Raw genomic sequence first — 19,308 nt, 5'->3', positions numbered from 1 at the left:
GGATATTGGCTGGGGGCGTTCCGAATCCGCTGCCACGACAGGAGTTGATGACCATGGCCGGACGGGTGGTGCATTTCGAGATTCCGTTCGAGGACGGCGATCGCGCACGCGGCTTCTACCGGGAGGTCTTCGGCTGGAAGGCCGACACCATGCCGGGGATGGACTACACGATGGTCGCTTCGGGGCCGACCGCCGAGACCGGCATGCCCGAGGAGCCGGGGTTCATCAACGGCGGGATGCTGGCCAAGGAACTCAGCCCCGCTTCGGGCCCGGTGATCGTGCTCGACGTCGAAGGCATCGACGACACGCTCGCGATCATCGAGAAGCAAGGCGGCGCGACCCTCGTCGGCCGGACCGCGGTCGGCGACATGGGTTTCGCCGCCTACTTCAAGGATCCGGAAGGCAATGTCATGGGGCTCTGGGAGACCGCGTGATCCCGCAGGGCCCGTGGCCGGTGTGGTCACGGGCCCTGCGGTCCCCGGTACGGCAACGTCTGGTTGTAGACGATGTTGGTGTTCGTGCTGCCGAAGAGCGCGAGTTCGTTGACGATCTCCTCCAGCCGCCCCATCGACGGCGCCGCGATCTTCAGCGAATAGCAGTCGTCACCGGTCGTGCGGAGGCATTCGAGGATCTCGGTCCGCTCGGCCAGGAGCTTGTGCAAGGGCGCGTGCTTGCTGCCCGGGTACTTCAACCGCACCACCGCGAGCACCACGTACCCGGCCTTCTCCAGATCGACCTCGGCGCGATAACCGGTGATCACCCCGGCAGACTCCAGCCGCTTGACCCGTTCCGTCGTCGCCGACGCGCTCAAGCTCACCCGCTTCCCCAGCTCGGTGAGCGGAAGGCGCCCGTCCTTCTGGAGCTCGATTAGGATCGCCCAGTCCGTCGCGTCGAGAGTCTCGGCCATCGGGAGAGAATACCGGCAGATCCACGGCGGAAACGGTCATACGCAGGGAAAGATCCCTTCCCGCGATTCGGCCCTCGCCGATAGCCTTGACCTGTGCGAATAGGTGTCAACGTCCCGAATTTCGGACCGGGGACCGACCCCGGGATCCTCCGCGGCTGGGCCACCACGGTCGAAGGCCTCGGCTACGACCTGCTCATGGTGTCCGACCACGTCGCCATCACCCCCGACGTCGCCGAGCAGTACCCGGCTCCGTTCTACGAACCGTTCACGACGCTGTCGTGGCTCGCCGGCGTGACGGACCGGATCCGGCTGGGCACCACCGTGCTCATCGTCCCGTACCGGCATCCACTGCTCATCGCCCGCATGGCCGCGAACCTGAACCAGCTCAGCGGCGGACGACTCGTGCTCGGCGTCGCCTCAGGCTGGGCCCGCCAGGAATTCGAAGCACTCGACGTCCCGTTCGAGCAACGGGGACGGCTGACCGACGGCCACCTCGACGCCGTCCGGAAGGCGTGGGCCGACGACGCCGACTACCGCGCCGGCGACATCCCGATCTGGGTCGGCGGCAACAGCGACGCCGGGATCCGCCGCGCCGTCCGGATCGGGGACGCCTGGCACCCGCTGCGGGCCACCCTCCCCTGGCTCAACGAAGCGCTCACCAGGGTCAAGACCATCGCCGACGCCCACGACCGGCCGGTCCCCGCGTTCGCCCCGCGGATCCTGCTCAACGTCACCGAACACCCGGTCACCGGACCCGATCGCCCCGCCGGGGAAGGCACGATCGAGCAGATCGTCGACGACCTCGACCATCTTCGCAACCTCGGCGCCGAGACGGTCGTGCTCGACCCGTTCTCCGGCGATCCCGACGAGACCCTCCGCCCGGAAGCCGCCTGGCAGGCATTGGCGACCGTGGCCGCACACTGGGAACTGGGCCACTACCGAACCGAACAGGACCGACGATGACCGAAGAAGACGAGAAGTTCCTCCGCCGCGCCATCGAACTGGCCGCGAAATCCCGCAAGGACGGCGACCCGCCCTTCGGCTCGCTGCTCGTCGGCCCCGACGGCACGGTGCTGGCCGAGGACCACAACACCTCGGTGTCGCAATCGGACATCAGCCTGCACCCGGAACTGAAACTCGCCGTATGGGCCGCCCGCGAACTCGAACCCGCCGTCGCCGCGAAGACCACCATGTACACCAGCTGCCAGCCGTGCGGGATGTGCCAGGGCGCCATCGAACGCTCCGGCCTGGGCAAGGTCGTGTTCGCCCTCTCCGGCGAACAGGTCACCGCGCTCAAACCGCCCGTCACCGCACCGCCCGTTCGGCTGGAGGGACCTGCGTTGTACGACGAGGCCCGCGTCCCCGTCGAGGGCTACTACACCTCGTGAGTGGCAAGGACGGTTAGAACCGTCCTTGCCACTCACGAGGGGCGCGGTCCCGTCGCTAGGATGATCACGATGTCCGCCGAACTCGTGCCCACCGCGCCGGAACCACCGGCCCGCCTGCCGGAGACCAGGCCCGAGAACCGGCGGCGGATCCTCGCCGAAGCCGTCGCGCTGCTGCCCGCGCTTCCCCCGGCCGACCCGCTCGACCGGTACGCGATCCGGCACATCACCACGCTCTGGCTCGAGACCGACAAGACCGACCACACCCGCCGCGCCTACTACGCCGACCTGTCGGCCTGGCTCGGCTGGTGCGCCCGCACCGGGCTCGACCCGCTCATGGCGCGCCGCGCCGACGTCGACGCGTGGAAGAACACCCTGACCGTCACCGGCAAGGACGGTCTGCCCCGGCCCGCCGCGGACTCCACCGTCGCCCGCACCCTCGCCGGCATCTCCAGCTGGTACCGGTACCTGCAGTCCAACGACATCGCCGACCGCAACCCGGTCTCCGCGGTCAACCGGCCCAAGACCGGCAAGACCCCGCCGCTGCCGGCGCTCGGCGGCGAGTCGACGGCGAAACTGCTGAACCACATGGAGAAGCGAGCCCGCGCCAACGACACCGAACCGTCCTGGCGCGACGCCGCCGTCGTCGCGATCCTGTTCTACACCGGCCTGCGCGTCTCCGGCCTCACCACCGCCACCGTGCAGGACCTCGACACCGACTCCGGGCACACGATCCTGCGTTACACCGCCAAAGGCGGCCACCGCGACTTCGTCCCGCTCGTCCCCGCCGCCCAGCACCCGCTGCGCCGCTACCTCGAGCTGCGCGCCGCACGCAGCGGCGTCCGCCCCGATGAGCTGACCGGCCCGCTGCTCGCGACCATGCCCCACCGCTACGACAGCACCAAATCCGGAGGGAAACCGCTGGCACAGCGGGATGTCTGGTTCCTCCTACGGGCACAGGCCCGTGCCGCCGGGCTCGCCGAAGCGAACACCATCTCTCCGCACACCGCACGGCGCACCACCGGAACCCTGCTGCTGGCCAACGACGTCCCGGTCCAGAAAGTGCAGGACCTGTTGGGCCACGCCGACATCCGCACCACCCGCGACCGCTACGACGCGCACCGCCACAAGCTGGAGACCTCTCCCGTGCACGCGCTCGCGCAACTGCTCGCCGACGCGCGTCACCGTCAAAGCTGAGCCTGCCCCAGCTGGGACTTCGTCGCCCCGATCACCACACCGTCGACCCGCGCGAGCCAGCTCCCGCACAGACACCGGACGTACTCCAGCCTCCCCTGGGAGACCCGCTGGGACCTCGTCGCGCTTCCAGGCAATTCGGCCAGCGGCCACCCGCACCGCGGGCACTCGTTCGCTTCCATGCCCCGATCGTGCTGTAATGAGTCAATGCACTTCAACCCTTACGGCGGCGCGGCGGCACAGATCGCCGCCGACCTGGTCAACCTCGGCGACGCCGCCGACCCGGCCACGCTGACCACGATCTTCCGCGACCGCATGACCGTCGCCGCCGTGAAGGACCACGAATCGACCGAGATCATCGCCTGGACCAAGCGACTCCGGGACGTCTTCGAAGCGGATCCGGCCACCCGCGTCGACCTGGTCAACGCACTGCTCCACGATTCCGCGTCCAAGCCGTACATCTCCACCCACGACGGCAAGGCGCCCCACCTGCACTACGTCGACGCGCAAGCAGGCACCGCCTCCCGGGTCCGGGCCTACACCGCGGGCGGACTCGCACACCTCGTCTGTGACGCCCCGGACCGCTTCGGCGTATGCTCACGCGAAGGCTGCGAAACAGTCTACGTCGATGTCTCCCGCAACGGCCGCCGTCGATTCTGCTCCACCCGCTGCGCGACCAGGGTCCACGTCGCCGACCACCGGAACCGGCAAGCGAGCTAGCACTCGTTCAACGAGGGAGGTTCTCTCGGTACCTGTATCACCAGGGTCTCCCAGCCGTCCAAAACGCCCGTCAACCTTTGATCGAGCCGGAGACACCCGGAATCACGACAAAGGTACGGAGACTCATGGCGGACGAACAATTCACCGCTCACTCAGGACTTTTCGATCTGAGCGGGAAGGTTGCCCTTGTCACCGGCGGCACCAGGGGCATCGGGATGATGATCGCGCGCGGCCTTCTCCAAGCGGGCGCTCGCGTCGTCATCAGCTCACGCAACGCGGACACGTGTACGGAGGCGCAGCATCTGCTGGCCGAATTCGGCGACGTTCGGGCAATTCCCGCCGACCTGTCCAGGCACGCCGAGTGTCAGCGCCTCGCTGATCTCGTCAAGGCCGAATCGGAACGCCTCGACATCCTTGTCAACAACGCGGGAGCGATGTGGCGCGAGCCGCTGGAGACATTCCCGGACGAAGCCTGGGACACAGTGCTCGACCTCAACCTCAAGTCGCCGTTCTGGCTGGTGCAGGCGCTGCTGCCCGCGCTCCGCAGGGCGGGCACCGCGGATGATCCCGCGCGGATCATCAACATCGGCAGTATCGCCGCCATCCACGTCGCCGAGTCGCCCAACTACTCCTACGCCGGCAGCAAAGCGGCACTCCATCAACTCACCAGGGTGCTTGCCAGGGAACTGGGCCCACAGCACATCACAGTGAACGCGGTGGCCCCAGGAGTGTTCCCGTCGCAGATGATGGCGGCCACGATCGACGCCATCGGCGACTCGATCGCGGCGAAGGCCCCTCTGCGCCGGCTCGGCCGCGACGACGACATGGCGGGTATCGCCGTGTTCCTCGCCGGCCGGGCCGGGTCCTACCTCACGGGCTCCGTCATCGCGGTGGACGGCGGCATCGCGACGACCGCATCGGGAACCTAGACGTCGGGGTACCCGCAGTGCCTCCCTCTGGCTGCGGGACAGGCTTACGGTGAGGGAATGGCCACGATGGATCCACGCGCCGACATCCGCGAGTTCCTCAGCTCGCGGCGCGCGCGCATCACACCCGAGCAGGCGGGCCTGACCGCCTACGGCGGCAACCGTCGAGTCAAAGGTCTGCGCCGCGAAGAAGTAGCGCTACTGGCCGGGGTATCGGTCGACTACTACGTCCGCATGGAGCGCGGCGGCCTCGCCGGCGCTTCCGACGGCGTGCTCGAGGCATTGGCCTCCGCCTTGCAACTCGACGAGGCGGAGCGCCAGCACCTGTTCCACCTCGCGCGCCGATCCAGCCCACGCCGGCGCCGGTCCCCCGTGACGGTGCGCTCGACGCTGCAGCAGGTACTCGACGCGATCTCCGATGCGCCGGCTTTGATCGGCAACGGCCGTTATGACGTGCTCGCCACGAACCACCTCGCTCGCGCGCTGTATGCACCGGTGTTGGCCGACCCGCGACGGCCCGCGAACACAGCGCGGTTCCTCTATCTGGACCCCGAGACGGCCCGAGAATTTTTCGTCGACTACGACCAAGTCGCCAGTGCCGTGGCCACGAAGCTGCGCATGGAAGCCGGCCGCAACCCACACGATGAGGAGCTGATCGCCCTGATCGGCGAACTGTCGACGTGCAGTGAGCCATTCCGGCGCCGGTGGGCGTCGCAGGACGTGCGACTGCACCGGTCCGGCCGGAAGCGTGTGCGGCACCCGATCGTGGGCCAACTCGACCTGGACGTCGAGCCCTGGGAACTGGCCGCCGAACCCGGCCTGCACCTGAACGTCCACACCGCACCCGCGGGCACACCGACCGCTGACAAATTGGCGCTCCTGGCGTCGTGGGCGGCCACCCGACCCGCCTAGATCGCGTACCGCCACGCCGTCAGGGCGTGCGCCGAGAACCAGGCACCCAGCACCACCCACGCCACCGCGGCCGCCACCGCCGTGACCGTCCGCCGCTTCGACAACCCGATCGCGATCGGCACCAGCACCGGGAAAGCGGGCAGGATGAACCGGATCTTCGCATCCGGCAAGCCCCGCGTGCCGATCGCCAGCAACAGCACCCCGGCCCCGTACAGCGTCAGCGGCCACGGCACCCGGAGGAACGCCGCCACCAGCACCAGCGCCACCGCACCCAGCAGCAACAACACCGTCAGCGTGCTGAACACCGACTCGTCCCCGGTCAACCGCGCCAGCACCGAATCCGCGGTCTCCGCACCGAAGTCGAACTCGGTGTTCCAGCCCCGCAACTCGATGTCCTGCCAGCCGGTCCAACTACCGGTCCGGTACGCGACGAACCCCAGATAACCGGCGACCCCCAGCGGAGCCACCACCGCACCCGCCAACGCCCACCAGCGCTTCTCGGTACGCCGGAAGACCGCGATCAGCGCCGCCACCACGACCACCGCGACCAGCACCACCGCCGTCGACCTCGACAACCCGGCCGCGAAAGCGCACAGACCCGCCGGCAGCCAACGCCGCTCCAGCACACCCACCAGCGACCACACCGCGAACGCGCAGAACACCGCTTCCGTGTAAGCCATCGAGAACACGATCGCCATCGGTGCTCCGGCCCACAACGCCACGAGCAGCAACCCGGTCCGGTCGCCCCGCTCCGGCGAAACCGCCCGCCCGATCCGGATCAGCCCGCACGCCAGCACCAGACCGGCCAGCACCGACACCGTCAACGCCGCCGTCACCACATCCGGCCCGAGCCACATCACGGCGGCGACGAGCTTCGGATACAACGGGAAGAACGCCATCGGCGCGTCCGAATACGGCTGCCGCGCCGCGTCCAGCGTCCCCGGCAGATCCGCGTACCCGTGCACCGCCAGCCGCAGATACCACTGCCCGTCCCACGCCGTCAGCCGATCGGTCAACGTGGCACCACGCCGGGCGGCCAGCAGATCGAGCAACTGGACACTCGCCGTCCGGATCACGAGATACAACAGGATCGCCCGCGGATAAGGCGAGCAGGCCAGTCTGTCGAGAACTCTCTCGAACACACGCGCCGGACGCCCCTGCCGGGGCGCCTTCTCGGGAGCGGCGGACTGATCAAGGTCGTCGACTTCTCGGAGCACGCTCAGAGTGTCCACAATGCGGAGTCAGCTCGCCGTTCGATCCCGAAGATTCCCGGCTCCCGCGCAGGTGGGAAAGGCCACAAACCAGGCTTGTGACCCCACCTCGATCTTGTGTTTCCCAGCCACCGCCCCCGGCGCCTACGTTCGAAGTCATGAGCGAACAGAACCTCAAGGACACCGTCGCGATCATCGCCGGCGGCGCGAAGAACCTCGGCGGACTCCTTTCCACCACCCTCGGTGAAGCAGGGGCCAAGATCGTCGTCCACTACCACGGCGACGCCTCCGCGGCCGACGCCGACAAGACCGTCGAAGCCGTCCGCGGTGCGGGCGCCGATGCCATCGCCGTCCAAGGCGACCTCACCGTGGTAGCCGACGTCCGCCGCCTCTTCGACACCGCCATCGACACCTTCGGCCGGGCCGACATCGCGATCAACACCACCGGCATGGTCCTGCGCAAGCCCATCCTCGAAACCACCGAAGAGGACTACGACCGCATGTTCGCGGTCAACGCCAAAGCCGCCTACTTCTTCATCCAGGAAGCCGGACGACGCCTCTCCGACAACGGCAAGATCATCAGCCTCGGCACCTCCCTGCTGGCCGCCTTCACCGACGGCTACTCCACCTACGCCGGCGGCAAAGCCCCGCTGGAGCACTTCACCAGGGCCGCCGCCAAGGAGTTCGCCGACCGCGGCATCTCGGTCAACGTCGTCGCACCCGGCCCGATGGACACCCCGTTCTTCTACCCGCAGGAAACACCCGAGCGGGTCGAATTCCACAAGTCCCAGGCCATGGGCGGACGACTCACGAAGATCGAGGACATCGTGCCGATCATCCGGTTCCTGGCCACCGACGGCGCCTGGTTCACCGGCCAGACGATGTTCCCCAACGGCGGCTACACCACCCGCTGACCTTTACGCTGGCCAAGACGCCGTAGACCGGACACGAAGGGGAACCCCGGGGTGGGCCTGGACCTGAACAAGCTGAACCACCTCATCGCCGTCGCCGAAGAAGGCAGCTTCACTCGTGCGGCGGCCCGGCTGCACCTGAGCCAGCAGGCGCTGTCGACCTCGGTGCGCACGCTCGAGCGGGAAGTCGGCGTCCCCCTGCTCGAGCGGAGCGCCACCGGCGTCACCGTGCTCCCCGCAGGACAGGCACTGATCGCCGACGCCCACCTCCTGCACGGCATCGCCGACTCCGCCGTCCGGCGCGCCAGGCGCATCGGCCGCAGCGAACCGGAACGACTCCGCGTCGGCCACACCCCCGCCGTCACCGGCGACGAGGTCACCGCCCTCCTGCGCAGACATCAGGCCGACCCCGATCTGATCATCGACGTCAACCAGCGCTACCCCGACGAACTCGTCGCACAACTGCTCGGCGGGCAACTGGACCTCGGCCTCGGCCGCGCGCTGACCCTCGCGCACGGCTTGGTCGGGACCACCCTGATCCGGCAGCGTCTCAACGTCGCGGTCGCCACCGGACACCGGCTCGCCGAGCGCGAGTACCTCGCCTTGACCGACCTCGACGGCGAGGAGATCACCGTCTGGGGGAATCCCGGCCGGTCCGGATACACCGACCTGCTCGTCAACCTCTGTCGCGACGCGGGATTCGAACCCCATGTGCGCCGCAACCCCATCCAGGGAACACCACCGGTCACCGCGGTCCTCGACACCGAAGGCGTCGCGTTCGTGACCGCGTCACCCGGGCCGGCGGCGGGCGGCGCCGTCCAGGTCAGGGAACTGCGGCCTGCCGTACACGTCCCGCTGCAAGCCCTCTGGCCGCAGCACAGCACCTCCGACGCACGGCAGGCCTTTCTCGCGTCCGCTCAAGGCTTCTAGGCGTTGCGCCGGTCGTGGTGCTCCAGAAGCTTCGACAGCAACTCGGTGAACCGCTTCCGCTCGTCGGCCGAAAGCGGCGCCAGTAGCTCGTCCTGCTGGTCGGCCAGCTGTTTCTCCAGCCGCCGCAGCTGTCGCCTCCCCTCGGTGGTCAGTGAGATGACGTTACGCCGCCGATCGGCCGGATCCGGGGCCCGCTCGACCAGCTCACGCTCGGCGAGTTCGTTGATCGTCGCGACCATCTCGCTCACGTGGACACCGCTCCGGCGGCCCAGCATCGCCTGACTGGCGGGGCCGAACTCGTCCAGCGTCGCCAGCACGCGGTAGTGGTAGCCGCGGGCCTCGACGGCGGAGAACCCGGCCGTCACCAGGCGATGCGCGTGGTTGGCGGTCTGTGTGAGCAACCAGCTGGGCAGCTTCCGCCAGCCGCCACACGACTCCGCCGAGGGGTTCTCCATGTGACGAGTCTAACGAATCGTTGGGTGCCCGAACGATCGCGGCATCGTTGGGTTACCAAACGTTTAGCGACCCAACGAATCGGAGACCACGTGACGATCAAGCCCTTCCGCATCGACATCCCCCAGGCAGATCTCGACGACCTCGCCGCCCGGCTGGCTCGCACCCGCTGGCCCAACGAGGTCGCCGACGCCGGCCTGGACTACGGATTCCCGCTCGCTCGCCTCAAGGAACTCGCCGAATACTGGCGAACCGGATACGACTGGCGCGCCCACGAAACCGAACTCAACGAGCTTCCGCACTTCACCACCGAGATCGACGGCCAGAACATCCACTTCGTGCACATCCGGTCGGCGAACCCGGACGCGCTCGCACTGATCCTCACCCACGGCTGGCCCGGATCGTTCCTGGAGTTCCTCGACATGATCGAGCCACTCTCGCCCGACTTCCACCTGGTGATCCCCTCGATTCCCGGCTTCGGCTTCTCCGGTCCGACCCACGAACGAGGGTGGAGTGCCGAGCGGATCGCCCGGGCTTGGGCCGAGCTGATGCGCCGGCTCGGCTACGAGCACTACGGCGCGCAAGGCGGCGACTTCGGCTCGGGGATTTCGACGGCACTCGGGGCGGCGGCGCCGGAGCACGTCGTCGGGGTGCACGTGAATTACCTGCCGACCCGCCCGGATCCGGACGCCCGTCTCGAACTGTCCGAAGAGGACGAGGTTCGGCTGGAGAAGGTGAAGCGCCTGATGGCGAATCGCCCGCCGTATCAGGCACTGCAGGCCGCCACCCCGCAAACCATTGGCTACGCGTTGACGGACTCGCCGGTCGGGCAGCTCGCCTGGATCGCCGAGCGCTTCGCGCAGTGGACAGATCCGCGCACACCGGTCAGCGACGACCGGATGCTCACCGACATCTCGCTGTACTGGCTGACCGCGACCGCGGCCTCGTCCGCGCGCCTCCACCACGACGCAGGAAGGGGGAACACTCCTTGCCGTGCACCGCTCGGCGTCGCGGTGCTCCCGTATGACATCACGCAGTCGGTACGGCCATTGGCCGAGCGCCTGTACGACATCAGGCACTGGTCGGAGTTCGAACGCGGTGGCCACTTCGCCGCGATGGAGGTACCGGGCCTGCTCGCGGAAGACGTCCGCGAGTTCTTTCTCGGCTTGGCCGCTACTCGGCTCTGAGCTGATTTTTCCTTACGAAATATAGGTTTTGACTTTGCCCTCGGCAGTATAGGTCGTTATACATCTTGACCTGGAAAGACAGACGAGTCCTCCGACGAAGGCCACGGTCAGGTATGCGTTGCCGATGATGGCCTCCGCGAGGTTCCAGTCCCGCTCCGCTCCCCCACCGCCCGGGACCACTGCCACAGTCCACCCCGTGAACAGCACGGCGACCGCTACCACTACCCCACGATGTCCCCTGGCCGCGAGGAGCGCGAGCGCGGGCACCACCCATACCCAGTGGTGGGTCCACGAAATCGGACTGATCAGCAGGGAGCATCCTGCCGTGACCAGCAGCGCGGCCCGGTCGTCACCCGCTCGGTGGAGGCGGTGCACGAGCCATATCGCCACCACCGAGCACACCACGGCGAACACCACGATCACCACCGTCGCCGGGTGGCCTTCCGGCACCGTGCGCGCGACGAAACCCTGCCATGACTGGTTTCCCACCCAGCCCTTCATCTCGGCGAAGTGATCGTTGAAGATCGCCGAGGTCCAATATCGGACGGAGTCCGACGGCAGGACGGCCGCAGCGAACGCCGACGCGCAGAGAAAGGCCGTGAGCGCCCGGGCGGCGTCCGCGGTCCGCCTGACCACCAGGAGATGGACGATGAAGATCAGCGGGATCAGTTTGACGGCCGCGACGATCCCGATGGTGATTCCGCTCCAGCGCGAGCCACGCAGCAGGAAGATGTCCGCGACCACGGCGGCCATGAGAACGAGATTGACCTGTCCGAGGCCGATCGTCTGCCATACCGGTTGCAGGGCGAACGCGCCGATCAGCAACAACGGAAGGTGGGCCCGGTCGGCGAACGGCCGGACTGCGCAGTAGAGGGACGGCGCGGCGGCCAGCGTGAGGAGACCCCACGACAACTGGGAGGGCAGCGCGGTCAGCGAGGTGAACAGCAGCGCGGCGAACGGCGGATAGGTGAAGGGCAGCTCCGGCGCCCATCCGGGCAGCGCGAGCAGAGGTGAATACAGGCTTTCCCCGTGCACTACGGCGAATCCGCCTGCCCGGTAGACCGCCGAATCCACGCCGAGCGGCGTATCCGAGAGCCACCAGACGATCGCCACGGCGGCGAATACGGTCATCGCTCCGCCGACGATGATCAGCGCGGGGTCGGCGAGCCGCCCTCTTGACCTGTCCATGGGGAAACGATCTCCGGAACTGCCTCGGGAGACGTCACCCCGGAGAGCCGTCTTGGCGGCGCTACCCCGGTATCCGCTTCCGGCGGTACCCCTACCCCGGTATCAGGACGTGGTTCCCGGCACGACGAGCCCCGCCTCGTACGCGACCATGACCGCCTGCGCGCGATCACGCACCCCGAGCTTGGCGAAAACCCTGCTGACATGGGATTTGGCCGTCTGCTCCACGATCACCAGCGCTTCCGCGATCTCCGCGTTCGAGAGGCCGCGCGCGACCAGCCGGAGCACTTCGGTTTCCCGCGCGGTCAGCTCGGCCACGAGGGATCGGCCCGCGTGCGCCGACGCGTGTGTCCGGGTGAACTCGCCGATCAACCGCCGGGTGATCGTCGGCGCGAACAACGCGTTGCCCGCGGACACCACCCTGACGGCGGTCACCAGGTCGTCCAGCGGCGAGTCCTTCAGGAGGAAGCCACTGGCACCCGCTCGCAGCCCGCCGAACACGTACTCGTCGATGTCGAAGGTGGTGAGGATCAGCACGCGGACTTCCCGCCGCCCCGCCAGGATCCGCCGGGTCGCTTCGAGACCGTCGAGTTCGGGCATGCGGACGTCCATCAGCACGACGTCCGGTTCGAGTTCGGCGCACAGTGCGACGGCGGCGTTCCCGTCCGCGGCCTCTCCGACCACGCGGATGTCGTGCTGTGCGTCGAGCACGGCACGGAAGCTCTGCCTGACCATGGTCTGGTCGTCGGCGATGACCACCGAGATCATGGTTGCGGACACCCCTCACGGTCGAGCGGAACGGTCAGGGCGACACGGAAGCCGCCGTCCGGCCGCTCCCCCGCCTCGAGATCGGCCGCGAGCATAGCGGCCCGTTCCCGCATCCCCACCAAGCCGTGTCCGCCGCCTGCCTGGTCCGTCCTCTTCGGACCGTCCACCGGCCCGTTTTCGATGAGCAGCCGGACCGAATCCGGCGCGCTCACGAGTTCGACGGAGACCGCCGATCCGGGTGCGTGCTGGATCGCGTTGCTGAGGGCTTCCTGCACGATCCGGAACACCGACAACGCGACGCCGACCGGAACGTGGTCGAAGCCGCCACGCACCGCGAGTTCGCACTCGGTGCCTGCGGCCTTGACCCCTTCGACGAGTTCGGCGACCTTGCCCAGCCCCGGCTGCGGCGTCAGCGCCACGGAGTGCTCTTCCGACCGGAGCACCCCGAGCAGCCTGCGCAGCTCGGTCAGGCCCTCGCGGGCGGTTCCGGCGAGGTCGGCGAACTCCCGCCAGATTTCGGCTTCGCGATCGGCCTTGTCCTGATCGGCGAACCGGAACCGCGCGGAGTCGGCGCGCAGAGCGAGCACGGACATGTGGTGCGCGACCACGTCGTGCAGTTCCCTCGCGATGCCCGCACGTTCCTCCAGCAGCGCCGCCCGCATCTCTTCTGCGAGCCTGCGTTCCTGGTGCGCGGCACGTTCTTCCTCGGCGAGCCTGCGCTGGCGCACGGTGTTGCCGAGGAAGAACGCGATTCCGCCCAGCAGCACGAGAAGCGCCGCGTCCCGCCAGTCACTGAGGAACGGCGTGGCGGCGCAGAACGAGATCAGTCCCGCCCAGGCGAGCTCCGGCTGATTGTTGCTCTCCCCCACCAGGTAGAAGACGAGTGCCGCGGTGAGCGCGAAACCCGGCGCCCATGGCCAGCCCCAGGAAGCGGCGATGCCGGGCAAGGTCAGCGGGGTGCTCACGATGCCGACGATCAGCGTGCGCCATCCCCACAGCGGCGAACGCACCGCGAGCAGGCAGGGCAGCACGGTGACGAGCACGTTGAACGTCTTCGCGGGCGGCGGCACCGAAACGGTCGAGAATGTGACGAAAGCCGCCCAGAGCCCACAACCGACGATCGCGAGCCCGCGCAGCCAGTTCAACCCCGCCGAGCGCTTCGGCGGGGCGTCGGTTCCGGCGAATGCCGTGTAGCGCAGGGCATCCCACCACACCCGAAAGCGTCGTCGGTCGATCATCAGGCATCACCTTACCCGCGGATCGACTCGCGAAATGGCACTCAGTGCCACGGTCAGGGTTCGGCCAAGGCGGCGTTGACCTTGGCGATGACGGTGCGCAGAGGCGTCGACGTGGTCATCACCGCCACCATGGTCGTTTCGGCCGCGGCGTCCTGGACCTTGAACGCGTCGATCACCAGCGCGAAGGCCTCCGCCGCGCTGGCGGCGATGTCGTCCTGTCCGCCACTGCGCAGCCAGCGCCGGAGCACGTGGTTGTTGGCGGCCGCGATCGCCGCGGCGGCCACGGCCGCTCGCAGGCTCGCCGTCTCGTCACCCTGTTCGGTGAATCGCGCCCGCAGGTAGCGGGCGAGCACGCGCTGATAACGGTCAACGGTCGCGACTTCCTTGTCCCGCAGGGAAGGCACCGTCCGCGTCAGAGTGAACCGCTTGAGCGACACGTCGAGTTCCGCGGCATAGGAGTCGAGGACCAGGCCGACGGCCTCGCATGCCACCTCGACGGGAGCACGATCCGGGTCCGCGGCGGCGAACGTCTCCTCCATCTCGGCCACGATCTCGTCGTGGTTGGCGAAGAGCACGTCGTCCTTGGCGTCGAAATACCGGAAGAACGTCCGGCGCCCCACCCCCGCCGCGGCCGCGATCTCGTCCACCGTCGTGGCTTCGTACCCCTTGGCGACGAACAGGTCCACGGCCGCCGCGGCGAGCGCACGACGCAGACGGCGCCTCCCGTCGGGGGTCGCGCCGGCTCTGGTCACCGGCGCTCGGCGCGGCGAATCGCTCATAGCCGGACGGTAGCAGCCACTTGCTAGTGGCACTGAGTGCCGTTAGGCTGTGCACAGTCCCCGGGGCACCACGTCCCCACCCCCGCTCGGAAGGCGCCGATGATGTCGCTGGACCACCAAGTGCTCCCGGTCGAGTCACGTTCGATCCGCCCCCGCGGCGAGGCCTTCTACGGCCGTCTCTTCGGCTGGTCCCTCAAATGGCGAGGCACGCAGCCGTTCCTGGTGCTGGAAGGCGGGATCTGCGCGGTGACCCTGCCCAAGATCAACGGCGCCGAGGTCCTCGGCAGGCTCGCCGACACCGGATGCGGAGGCCCCGCCATGGCGGTACTGACGCAGCAGGGTCCGCGGGTGGCCATTCTCGCGGAGACCGACGGGCTGCTTCCTTCTCGGGACTCCCTGCCGCCGCATGTCGAAGTCCTCGCCTGGGGCACGCTGCTCCCCCTGCCCGTCGACTCCGGCCGAGCCGAGGCCCACGCGGAATGGCTCTCGGCTCCGGATCCGCGGCAGCGGTGGCTTCCCAGCCTGGACGCCGTCCTCGCGAGCGTCCGGCCGAGGTAGCGCACGGGGCTCATGCCGCCACTGACGCCTGCGCGGAGACGAGCAACGCTCCACCGTCCGATTCGGACAGGGTGATCTCAAGAGTCGCGCCGCCCGCAAGCGGCGGCAGATCGCTCAGGGTCACCTGGCCGATCAACCTTTGCCCACGGCGGGCGTTCACCGCACCGGAACGCCGGACTTCGATTCCCGAGCGGTGCCACACGCGGACGCTGCCCGTCGCCCGGCCTCGCCACCGGCTTCCACACCAGGCCGCGAGCGCGGCGCCCGCCGTGTTGCACAGGACGTCGTCGAGCGAACCCACCCGTCCGGCGCCCTGCCAGACCTGAAGGCATTCGATCGATACGGACACCGCGAACGCCGCCAGAACGACCCGCGGCACCGGCTTCGTCCAGTCGAAGCGCATCGGCGCCAGCACCGCGAGCGGAGCCAGCAGCAGAACGTTGCCCGCCAGCTGGACCACGGCGAGATCCGTCCGACCGTCGAACACCGGCAGGACATCACCCAGCAGGTGCAGACTCACCGACGACCCTCGGCCTGGCACCGGCGCCGGTACGAACACGATCGCAAGTACCGCGAAAAGCGAGGCCAGCAAAGCGAAATCCAGCGCGATCGCGGACCGGCGGCGCCGATTTCGCCGAAGGCGCGCGACGAATTCGGCGACGACGGCGCCGGCCGCGGCGGCGAGCAGCGACCACGGTGCGACGTCGGAGAACGCCTGCCACCACCATCCCATGCGCTCCCCTTTCGCCGATGATCGTCTTCGGCGAGGGTGGCAGGATCGTGAAGACCAGACAAGAACCTTGGCTATTGTCGGTGAATAACTACCATCCGCGTTGAAACTTCACGGAGTTCGATTGTCATGGCCGTGCGGTCAGCGCCGGGCCGATCCAGCGGCGGACGAGGGCCCGCAACCGCTCGTCGGTGTGCGCCGGTGTCGAGGGGTACTGCAGGAACGACAGGAACAGCCGCATCAGCATTTCGGCGAGACCCTCGAAGTCCTCGTCGGTCGTGACCCCCACCGCGGTCCAGTCGACCGGCACATTCCGGAGGATCCGCGCGCCGAGCGCGAACGACTGCGAAGAAGTGACCGCCACGGTGAAGACGTCGGCCTCGCCGGCTTTCAGGAGCAGCCCCAGGTACGGCTCGTCGGGGACCGCACGGACACCGAAGACCACGGATTCCACGGCGACCTCGGCGGGGTCGGCGAACGTGGCCAGATGCCGTTCCATCCGCCCGGCGAACTCCTCGACCCGATCCAGCGCGACCGCGCTGAGGATGTCGGCGAGGCTCGGGAAGTAGCGGTAGACGGTCTGGCGGGTGACGCCCGCTTCGGCGGCGACGTCGGAGAGGCTGGTCTTGGCGAGGCCGACCCGGTCGATGCAGGCGGTCGCCGCCTCGACGATCCGGCGGCGTGCCTCGCGCTCGGTTCCGGGCGGGTTGCCCCGCCATCCGTGGTGCCCCATACGTCTCATCTTCCCCGAACGGAGAATCTCAGACGGTGGCAGGGGCCGCGCGGCGTACGCGGTACAGCGCGGCGAGCATCAGGCCCGCGGCCACGAAGCAGGCCAGTACGTAGAGTCCACTCCCCGGCGTGATGCCGTTTTCGATGACGGCACCCAGCCAGAACACGGCCATCGCACCCAGATAGACGGCGGGATAGAACCGGGCGAAAGGCGCGAGAGGCTCATCGGTACCGCGGTGCCGGATGAAGATCCAGGTTCCCGCCGCCCACAGCAGCGCCAGCTCGACGGCGAGAATCCAAGCTTGCGCGGTCACATTGCCGCCGAAGAGGCTCGATGGGAGCCCGGCGATCGCCATGCTCAGCGGCGTGAGGACGCCGGCCACCACGATGCGCGCCACCAGCGGCCACCCGCGCCTCGAACCACCGGCGAGCCGCACCACCAGATAGGTCATGGCGCCCATCGAAACGGAGGCGAAGAGCAGCATGCTGGTCATGGGCACGGAATCCAGCGCAGGATGATTGACGATCCGGTTGTTCCCGTTCCAGGCCCACCACTTCAGCTGGGGACCGAGGTGGTCGAAGACCTCGTAGAACACCTGGCAGGCGAAAGCGACCGCCACCGACCCGGCCAGCGCGCCCCGTGCGCGGAAGATCCCCAGCGACCGGACGAGTTCGTAGGCGAGCTGGCTGATCATCGGATAGAACGCCACGATGTAGAGCGGCAGCCGGTCCCACATGAACTGCACGGTGAATCGGTTGTGGGCGAAGATGAAACCGTACTGACGCTCGAGGCCGAACCATTCCGGGAAATACAGGGGCGGTTCGATGACGAAGAGGTAGACCAGCGAAGCGCACCACAGCGCCAGATTGACCGAATCGCCCTGCCGATGACGGCGGACGGCGTGCACCAGCGCGAACACGGCTCCGCCGAGGACGAGCAATTCCAGCAACGGCATCGTCCAGTGCCCCACCGTCCACGGTGGACGGATCGAGAGCCAGGCGGACACGTCGTGGCAGTCGAAACCGAGGGCACGGGTGACGGCTTCCGCGTCCGCCCCGCATACGGCGTTCATCGGGCGACCGCCGGTTCGGCGGCGCCACCTTCCGGTGAATAGTCCGTGACCGGTGGCTCGGCGCGGGCGTCGAAGTCGAACGGGATCCGGTGCCGCCCCAGCGCCGCCCGGATCCGGTAGCGCACGAGCCCCGCGATCACCCGCGGGTTCGTCATCATGTCGCGCAGCGACTCGTCGAGGTTGAACACCTTCGCGAAATGCTCGTCGACCACATCGTCCTCGCGCGCGGCGCCGACGATGAGCCTGAACGCCGGGCCGGACACCGCCGAGAGCGCACGCCGCTTCCACTCCCCCGCCTTCTCGGTGCCCACCGCACAGGCGTAGCCCTGGTCCCTCGCCATCGCCAGGCTCCACGGCACGTTGAGCAGTTTGCGCTGGGCCACGAGGAATCGTGCCGAGAAATCGGTGTCGAGACGCTCGGCGCGGGCGAGACGTTCGCGCAGCAGCAGCGCCGAACCGGCGGCGGAACTGATGCCCTGCGCGTAGAACGGGTTGAAAGCGCAGATCGAGTCGCCGACGAACGCCAGCCGTTTCGGCGGGGTGCGGAGCCGGTCGTAGCGCCGCCATTTGTTGCCGGTCGACCGGGTGAGGTGCACCTCGGAGGTCGGGGTGGACCGGTCCATCGCGGCCGCGAACAGCGGCGCCCGCACCCGGCGGGCCGACTCGACGAACGCCTCGGTGGTGCGCGGCATCTCGAGACCCCACGAGCCCATGCACGCGATGACCCGGTTGCCCTCGATCGGGAAGAAGTTCACCAGGAACTCGTGCTCGTCCGGATGCGGTCCCTTGTCGGGCGTCGGCATGATCACCAGGTGCCGCCACCACCAGGACGGCGGCCGCTCCTCGGGTGAGGGCAGGTCGTACCAGCGTGAGGTGTAGGTGACCTTGGCGTCGAGGGTCCGCACTTCGGGTTCCGGCCAGCCTGCCGCCACCAGCCAGGCGCCGACCGGGGAACCACGGCCCATCGCGTCCACCACGAAGTCGGCGTCGAGGTGCTCCTCGCCGTCGCGCGTGGAAAAGCCGACGCCCGTGACGGCGCCGTCCCGGGTCGTCAGCCCGCTGACCGCGACGCCCTCACGGATCACGACGTTCGACAGCCCGCGGACCTTGTCCCGCAACACGCGCTCGATGAGGATCCGGGAGCTGTAGATCATCGTCATCGTGCTGCGTTTTCGCGCCGACCAGCCCTTCCCGTCGAGATAGGCGGCGTCCATGGACGGCATGAGATGCAGGCCGCCCGCGGCGATGAGGTCGTCCTCGAAGCCGGGGAACAACGCCCCGATCGCGCGGCGGCCCGAGTTCAGGAGGAAATGTGGGTGCTTGCTCTGCGGAACCCCGCGCCGGTGTTCGGCCTCGGCCGGGAGCTCGTCGCGTTCGAGCACCAGCACGCGGTCGAAGTACGGGGCGAGCGCGCCCGCGGTGCAGAGTCCGGCGGCGCTGCCCCCGAGGACGACGGCGGTCTTGCCGAGTCGCATACGACCAACTCCCAGCGTCATTCATACAGTTTGA

23 protein-coding genes are annotated in these 19,308 nt (G+C 68.5%); 11 read left to right on the top strand and 12 right to left on the bottom strand.

The window, feature by feature from the left end; genetic code table 11:
- Nucleotides 1-53: 53 nt before the first annotated feature.
- Nucleotides 54-434, top strand: coding sequence for a VOC family protein (locus BLW75_RS03600; protein ID WP_034320725.1), 381 nt, complete (start codon nt 54-56; stop codon nt 432-434).
- A 26-nt stretch (nt 435-460) separates the two neighbouring features.
- On the opposite strand, the gene BLW75_RS03595 is transcribed toward BLW75_RS03600, so the two are convergent.
- Nucleotides 461-907, bottom strand: a complete 447-nt coding sequence (locus BLW75_RS03595) for an Lrp/AsnC family transcriptional regulator (RefSeq protein WP_034320558.1) — start codon at nt 905-907, stop codon at nt 461-463.
- A gap of 93 nt (nt 908-1,000) precedes the next feature.
- Between BLW75_RS03595 and BLW75_RS03590 the strand changes: the two genes are divergently transcribed.
- The 3 genes from BLW75_RS03590 to BLW75_RS03580 all read left to right on the top strand — a co-directional run bounded on the left by BLW75_RS03590 (nt 1,001) and on the right by BLW75_RS03580 (nt 3,489).
- A complete protein-coding gene (locus tag BLW75_RS03590) occupies nt 1,001-1,870 on the top strand; it encodes an LLM class flavin-dependent oxidoreductase (protein ID WP_034320554.1) in 870 nt (289 codons plus the stop codon).
- Nucleotides 1,867-2,295: a nucleoside deaminase gene (locus BLW75_RS03585; RefSeq protein WP_034320551.1), complete on the top strand. Its 429-nt coding sequence runs from the start codon at nt 1,867-1,869 to the stop codon at nt 2,293-2,295. Before BLW75_RS03590 ends, BLW75_RS03585 begins: the two co-directional genes overlap by 4 nt.
- 69 nt (nt 2,296-2,364) lie before the next feature.
- The gene (locus BLW75_RS03580; protein WP_158005419.1) at nt 2,365-3,489 is read left to right on the top strand and encodes a tyrosine-type recombinase/integrase; all 1,125 of its coding nucleotides are present in this window, start codon (nt 2,365-2,367) and stop codon (nt 3,487-3,489) included.
- Here the strand turns inward: BLW75_RS03580 and BLW75_RS03575 are convergent.
- On the bottom strand, nt 3,480-3,668 hold the full coding sequence (locus BLW75_RS03575) for a hypothetical protein (RefSeq protein WP_034320545.1): 189 nt from the start codon (nt 3,666-3,668) through the stop codon (nt 3,480-3,482). The genes BLW75_RS03580 and BLW75_RS03575 overlap by 10 nt on opposite strands.
- A 25-nt stretch (nt 3,669-3,693) precedes the next feature.
- Here BLW75_RS03575 and BLW75_RS03570 point away from each other — a divergent pair, with 25 nt between their 5' ends.
- From BLW75_RS03570 to BLW75_RS03560, 3 genes are all read left to right on the top strand, one after another.
- On the top strand, nt 3,694-4,206 hold the full coding sequence (locus tag BLW75_RS03570; RefSeq protein ID WP_034320543.1) for a CGNR zinc finger domain-containing protein: 513 nt from the start codon (nt 3,694-3,696) through the stop codon (nt 4,204-4,206).
- 125 nt (nt 4,207-4,331) lie between these two features.
- Nucleotides 4,332-5,135 carry an SDR family oxidoreductase gene (locus tag BLW75_RS03565; protein ID WP_034320541.1) on the top strand — a complete coding sequence of 268 codons (804 nt, stop codon included), beginning with the start codon at nt 4,332-4,334 and terminating at the stop codon, nt 5,133-5,135.
- A gap of 57 nt (nt 5,136-5,192) precedes the next feature.
- Nucleotides 5,193-6,044: a helix-turn-helix transcriptional regulator gene (locus tag BLW75_RS03560; protein WP_034320538.1), complete on the top strand. Its 852-nt coding sequence runs from the start codon at nt 5,193-5,195 to the stop codon at nt 6,042-6,044.
- On the opposite strand, the gene BLW75_RS03555 is transcribed toward BLW75_RS03560, so the two are convergent.
- A complete protein-coding gene (locus BLW75_RS03555) occupies nt 6,041-7,261 on the bottom strand; it encodes a hypothetical protein (RefSeq protein ID WP_241783984.1) in 1,221 nt (406 codons plus the stop codon). The two genes, BLW75_RS03560 and BLW75_RS03555, sit on opposite strands and share 4 nt — an antisense overlap.
- A gap of 152 nt (nt 7,262-7,413) precedes the next feature.
- Between BLW75_RS03555 and BLW75_RS03550 the strand changes: the two genes are divergently transcribed.
- Together BLW75_RS03550 and BLW75_RS03545 are read left to right on the top strand one after the other, a co-directional pair.
- Entirely contained in the window at nt 7,414-8,169 is a 756-nt protein-coding gene (locus BLW75_RS03550) for an SDR family oxidoreductase (protein ID WP_034320532.1), read from the top strand.
- Nucleotides 8,170-8,220: 51 nt separating this feature from the next.
- A complete protein-coding gene (locus tag BLW75_RS03545) occupies nt 8,221-9,096 on the top strand; it encodes a LysR substrate-binding domain-containing protein (protein WP_034320529.1) in 876 nt (291 codons plus the stop codon).
- Here the strand turns inward: BLW75_RS03545 and BLW75_RS03540 are convergent.
- Nucleotides 9,093-9,551, bottom strand: a complete 459-nt coding sequence (locus BLW75_RS03540) for a MarR family winged helix-turn-helix transcriptional regulator (protein ID WP_034320526.1) — start codon at nt 9,549-9,551, stop codon at nt 9,093-9,095. The genes BLW75_RS03545 and BLW75_RS03540 overlap by 4 nt on opposite strands.
- 90 nt (nt 9,552-9,641) lie before the next feature.
- Here BLW75_RS03540 and BLW75_RS03535 point away from each other — a divergent pair, with 90 nt between their 5' ends.
- Nucleotides 9,642-10,736 carry an epoxide hydrolase family protein gene (locus tag BLW75_RS03535; RefSeq protein WP_034320523.1) on the top strand — a complete coding sequence of 365 codons (1,095 nt, stop codon included), beginning with the start codon at nt 9,642-9,644 and terminating at the stop codon, nt 10,734-10,736.
- Between the two features lie 12 nt (nt 10,737-10,748).
- Here BLW75_RS03535 and BLW75_RS03530 read toward each other — a convergent pair whose 3' ends face one another.
- The 4 genes from BLW75_RS03530 to BLW75_RS03515 form a co-directional block, all read right to left on the bottom strand.
- A complete protein-coding gene (locus BLW75_RS03530) occupies nt 10,749-11,924 on the bottom strand; it encodes a glycosyltransferase 87 family protein (RefSeq protein ID WP_091596698.1) in 1,176 nt (391 codons plus the stop codon).
- A gap of 102 nt (nt 11,925-12,026) precedes the next feature.
- Nucleotides 12,027-12,689 (bottom strand): response regulator transcription factor, encoded by a 663-nt coding sequence (locus BLW75_RS03525; RefSeq protein WP_034320520.1) that lies wholly within the window; start codon nt 12,687-12,689, stop codon nt 12,027-12,029.
- Complete coding sequence (locus tag BLW75_RS03520) at nt 12,686-13,927, bottom strand: sensor histidine kinase (protein ID WP_034320517.1); 1,242 nt, start codon at nt 13,925-13,927, stop codon at nt 12,686-12,688. The genes BLW75_RS03525 and BLW75_RS03520 overlap by 4 nt, the downstream gene beginning before the upstream one ends.
- A gap of 53 nt (nt 13,928-13,980) precedes the next feature.
- Complete coding sequence (locus BLW75_RS03515; RefSeq protein ID WP_034320513.1) at nt 13,981-14,706, bottom strand: TetR family transcriptional regulator; 726 nt, start codon at nt 14,704-14,706, stop codon at nt 13,981-13,983.
- Nucleotides 14,707-14,805: 99 nt separating this feature from the next.
- Here BLW75_RS03515 and BLW75_RS03510 point away from each other — a divergent pair, with 99 nt between their 5' ends.
- On the top strand, nt 14,806-15,264 hold the full coding sequence (locus BLW75_RS03510; RefSeq protein WP_244175773.1) for a glycogen operon protein GlgX: 459 nt from the start codon (nt 14,806-14,808) through the stop codon (nt 15,262-15,264).
- A gap of 10 nt (nt 15,265-15,274) precedes the next feature.
- Here the strand turns inward: BLW75_RS03510 and BLW75_RS03505 are convergent, their stop codons facing one another.
- The 4 genes from BLW75_RS03505 to BLW75_RS03490 form a co-directional block, all read right to left on the bottom strand.
- Complete coding sequence (locus tag BLW75_RS03505) at nt 15,275-15,997, bottom strand: VanZ family protein (RefSeq protein WP_034320511.1); 723 nt, start codon at nt 15,995-15,997, stop codon at nt 15,275-15,277.
- 124 nt (nt 15,998-16,121) lie between these two features.
- Entirely contained in the window at nt 16,122-16,727 is a 606-nt protein-coding gene (locus BLW75_RS03500; protein ID WP_091596693.1) for a TetR/AcrR family transcriptional regulator, read from the bottom strand.
- Nucleotides 16,728-16,755: 28 nt separating this feature from the next.
- Nucleotides 16,756-17,799 (bottom strand): hypothetical protein, encoded by a 1,044-nt coding sequence (locus BLW75_RS03495; protein WP_034324913.1) that lies wholly within the window; start codon nt 17,797-17,799, stop codon nt 16,756-16,758.
- Complete coding sequence (locus BLW75_RS03490; protein ID WP_034324911.1) at nt 17,796-19,274, bottom strand: FAD-dependent oxidoreductase; 1,479 nt, start codon at nt 19,272-19,274, stop codon at nt 17,796-17,798. The genes BLW75_RS03495 and BLW75_RS03490 overlap by 4 nt, the downstream gene beginning before the upstream one ends.
- Nucleotides 19,275-19,308: the final 34 nt, after the last annotated feature.

Source organism: Amycolatopsis lurida (assembly GCF_900105055.1).
In the GTDB taxonomy this organism is placed as follows: Bacteria; Actinomycetota; Actinomycetes; order Mycobacteriales; family Pseudonocardiaceae; genus Amycolatopsis; species Amycolatopsis lurida.
Note: the sequence above shows the minus strand (reverse complement) of the source record. Positions and strands in the feature narration are given on the sequence as shown.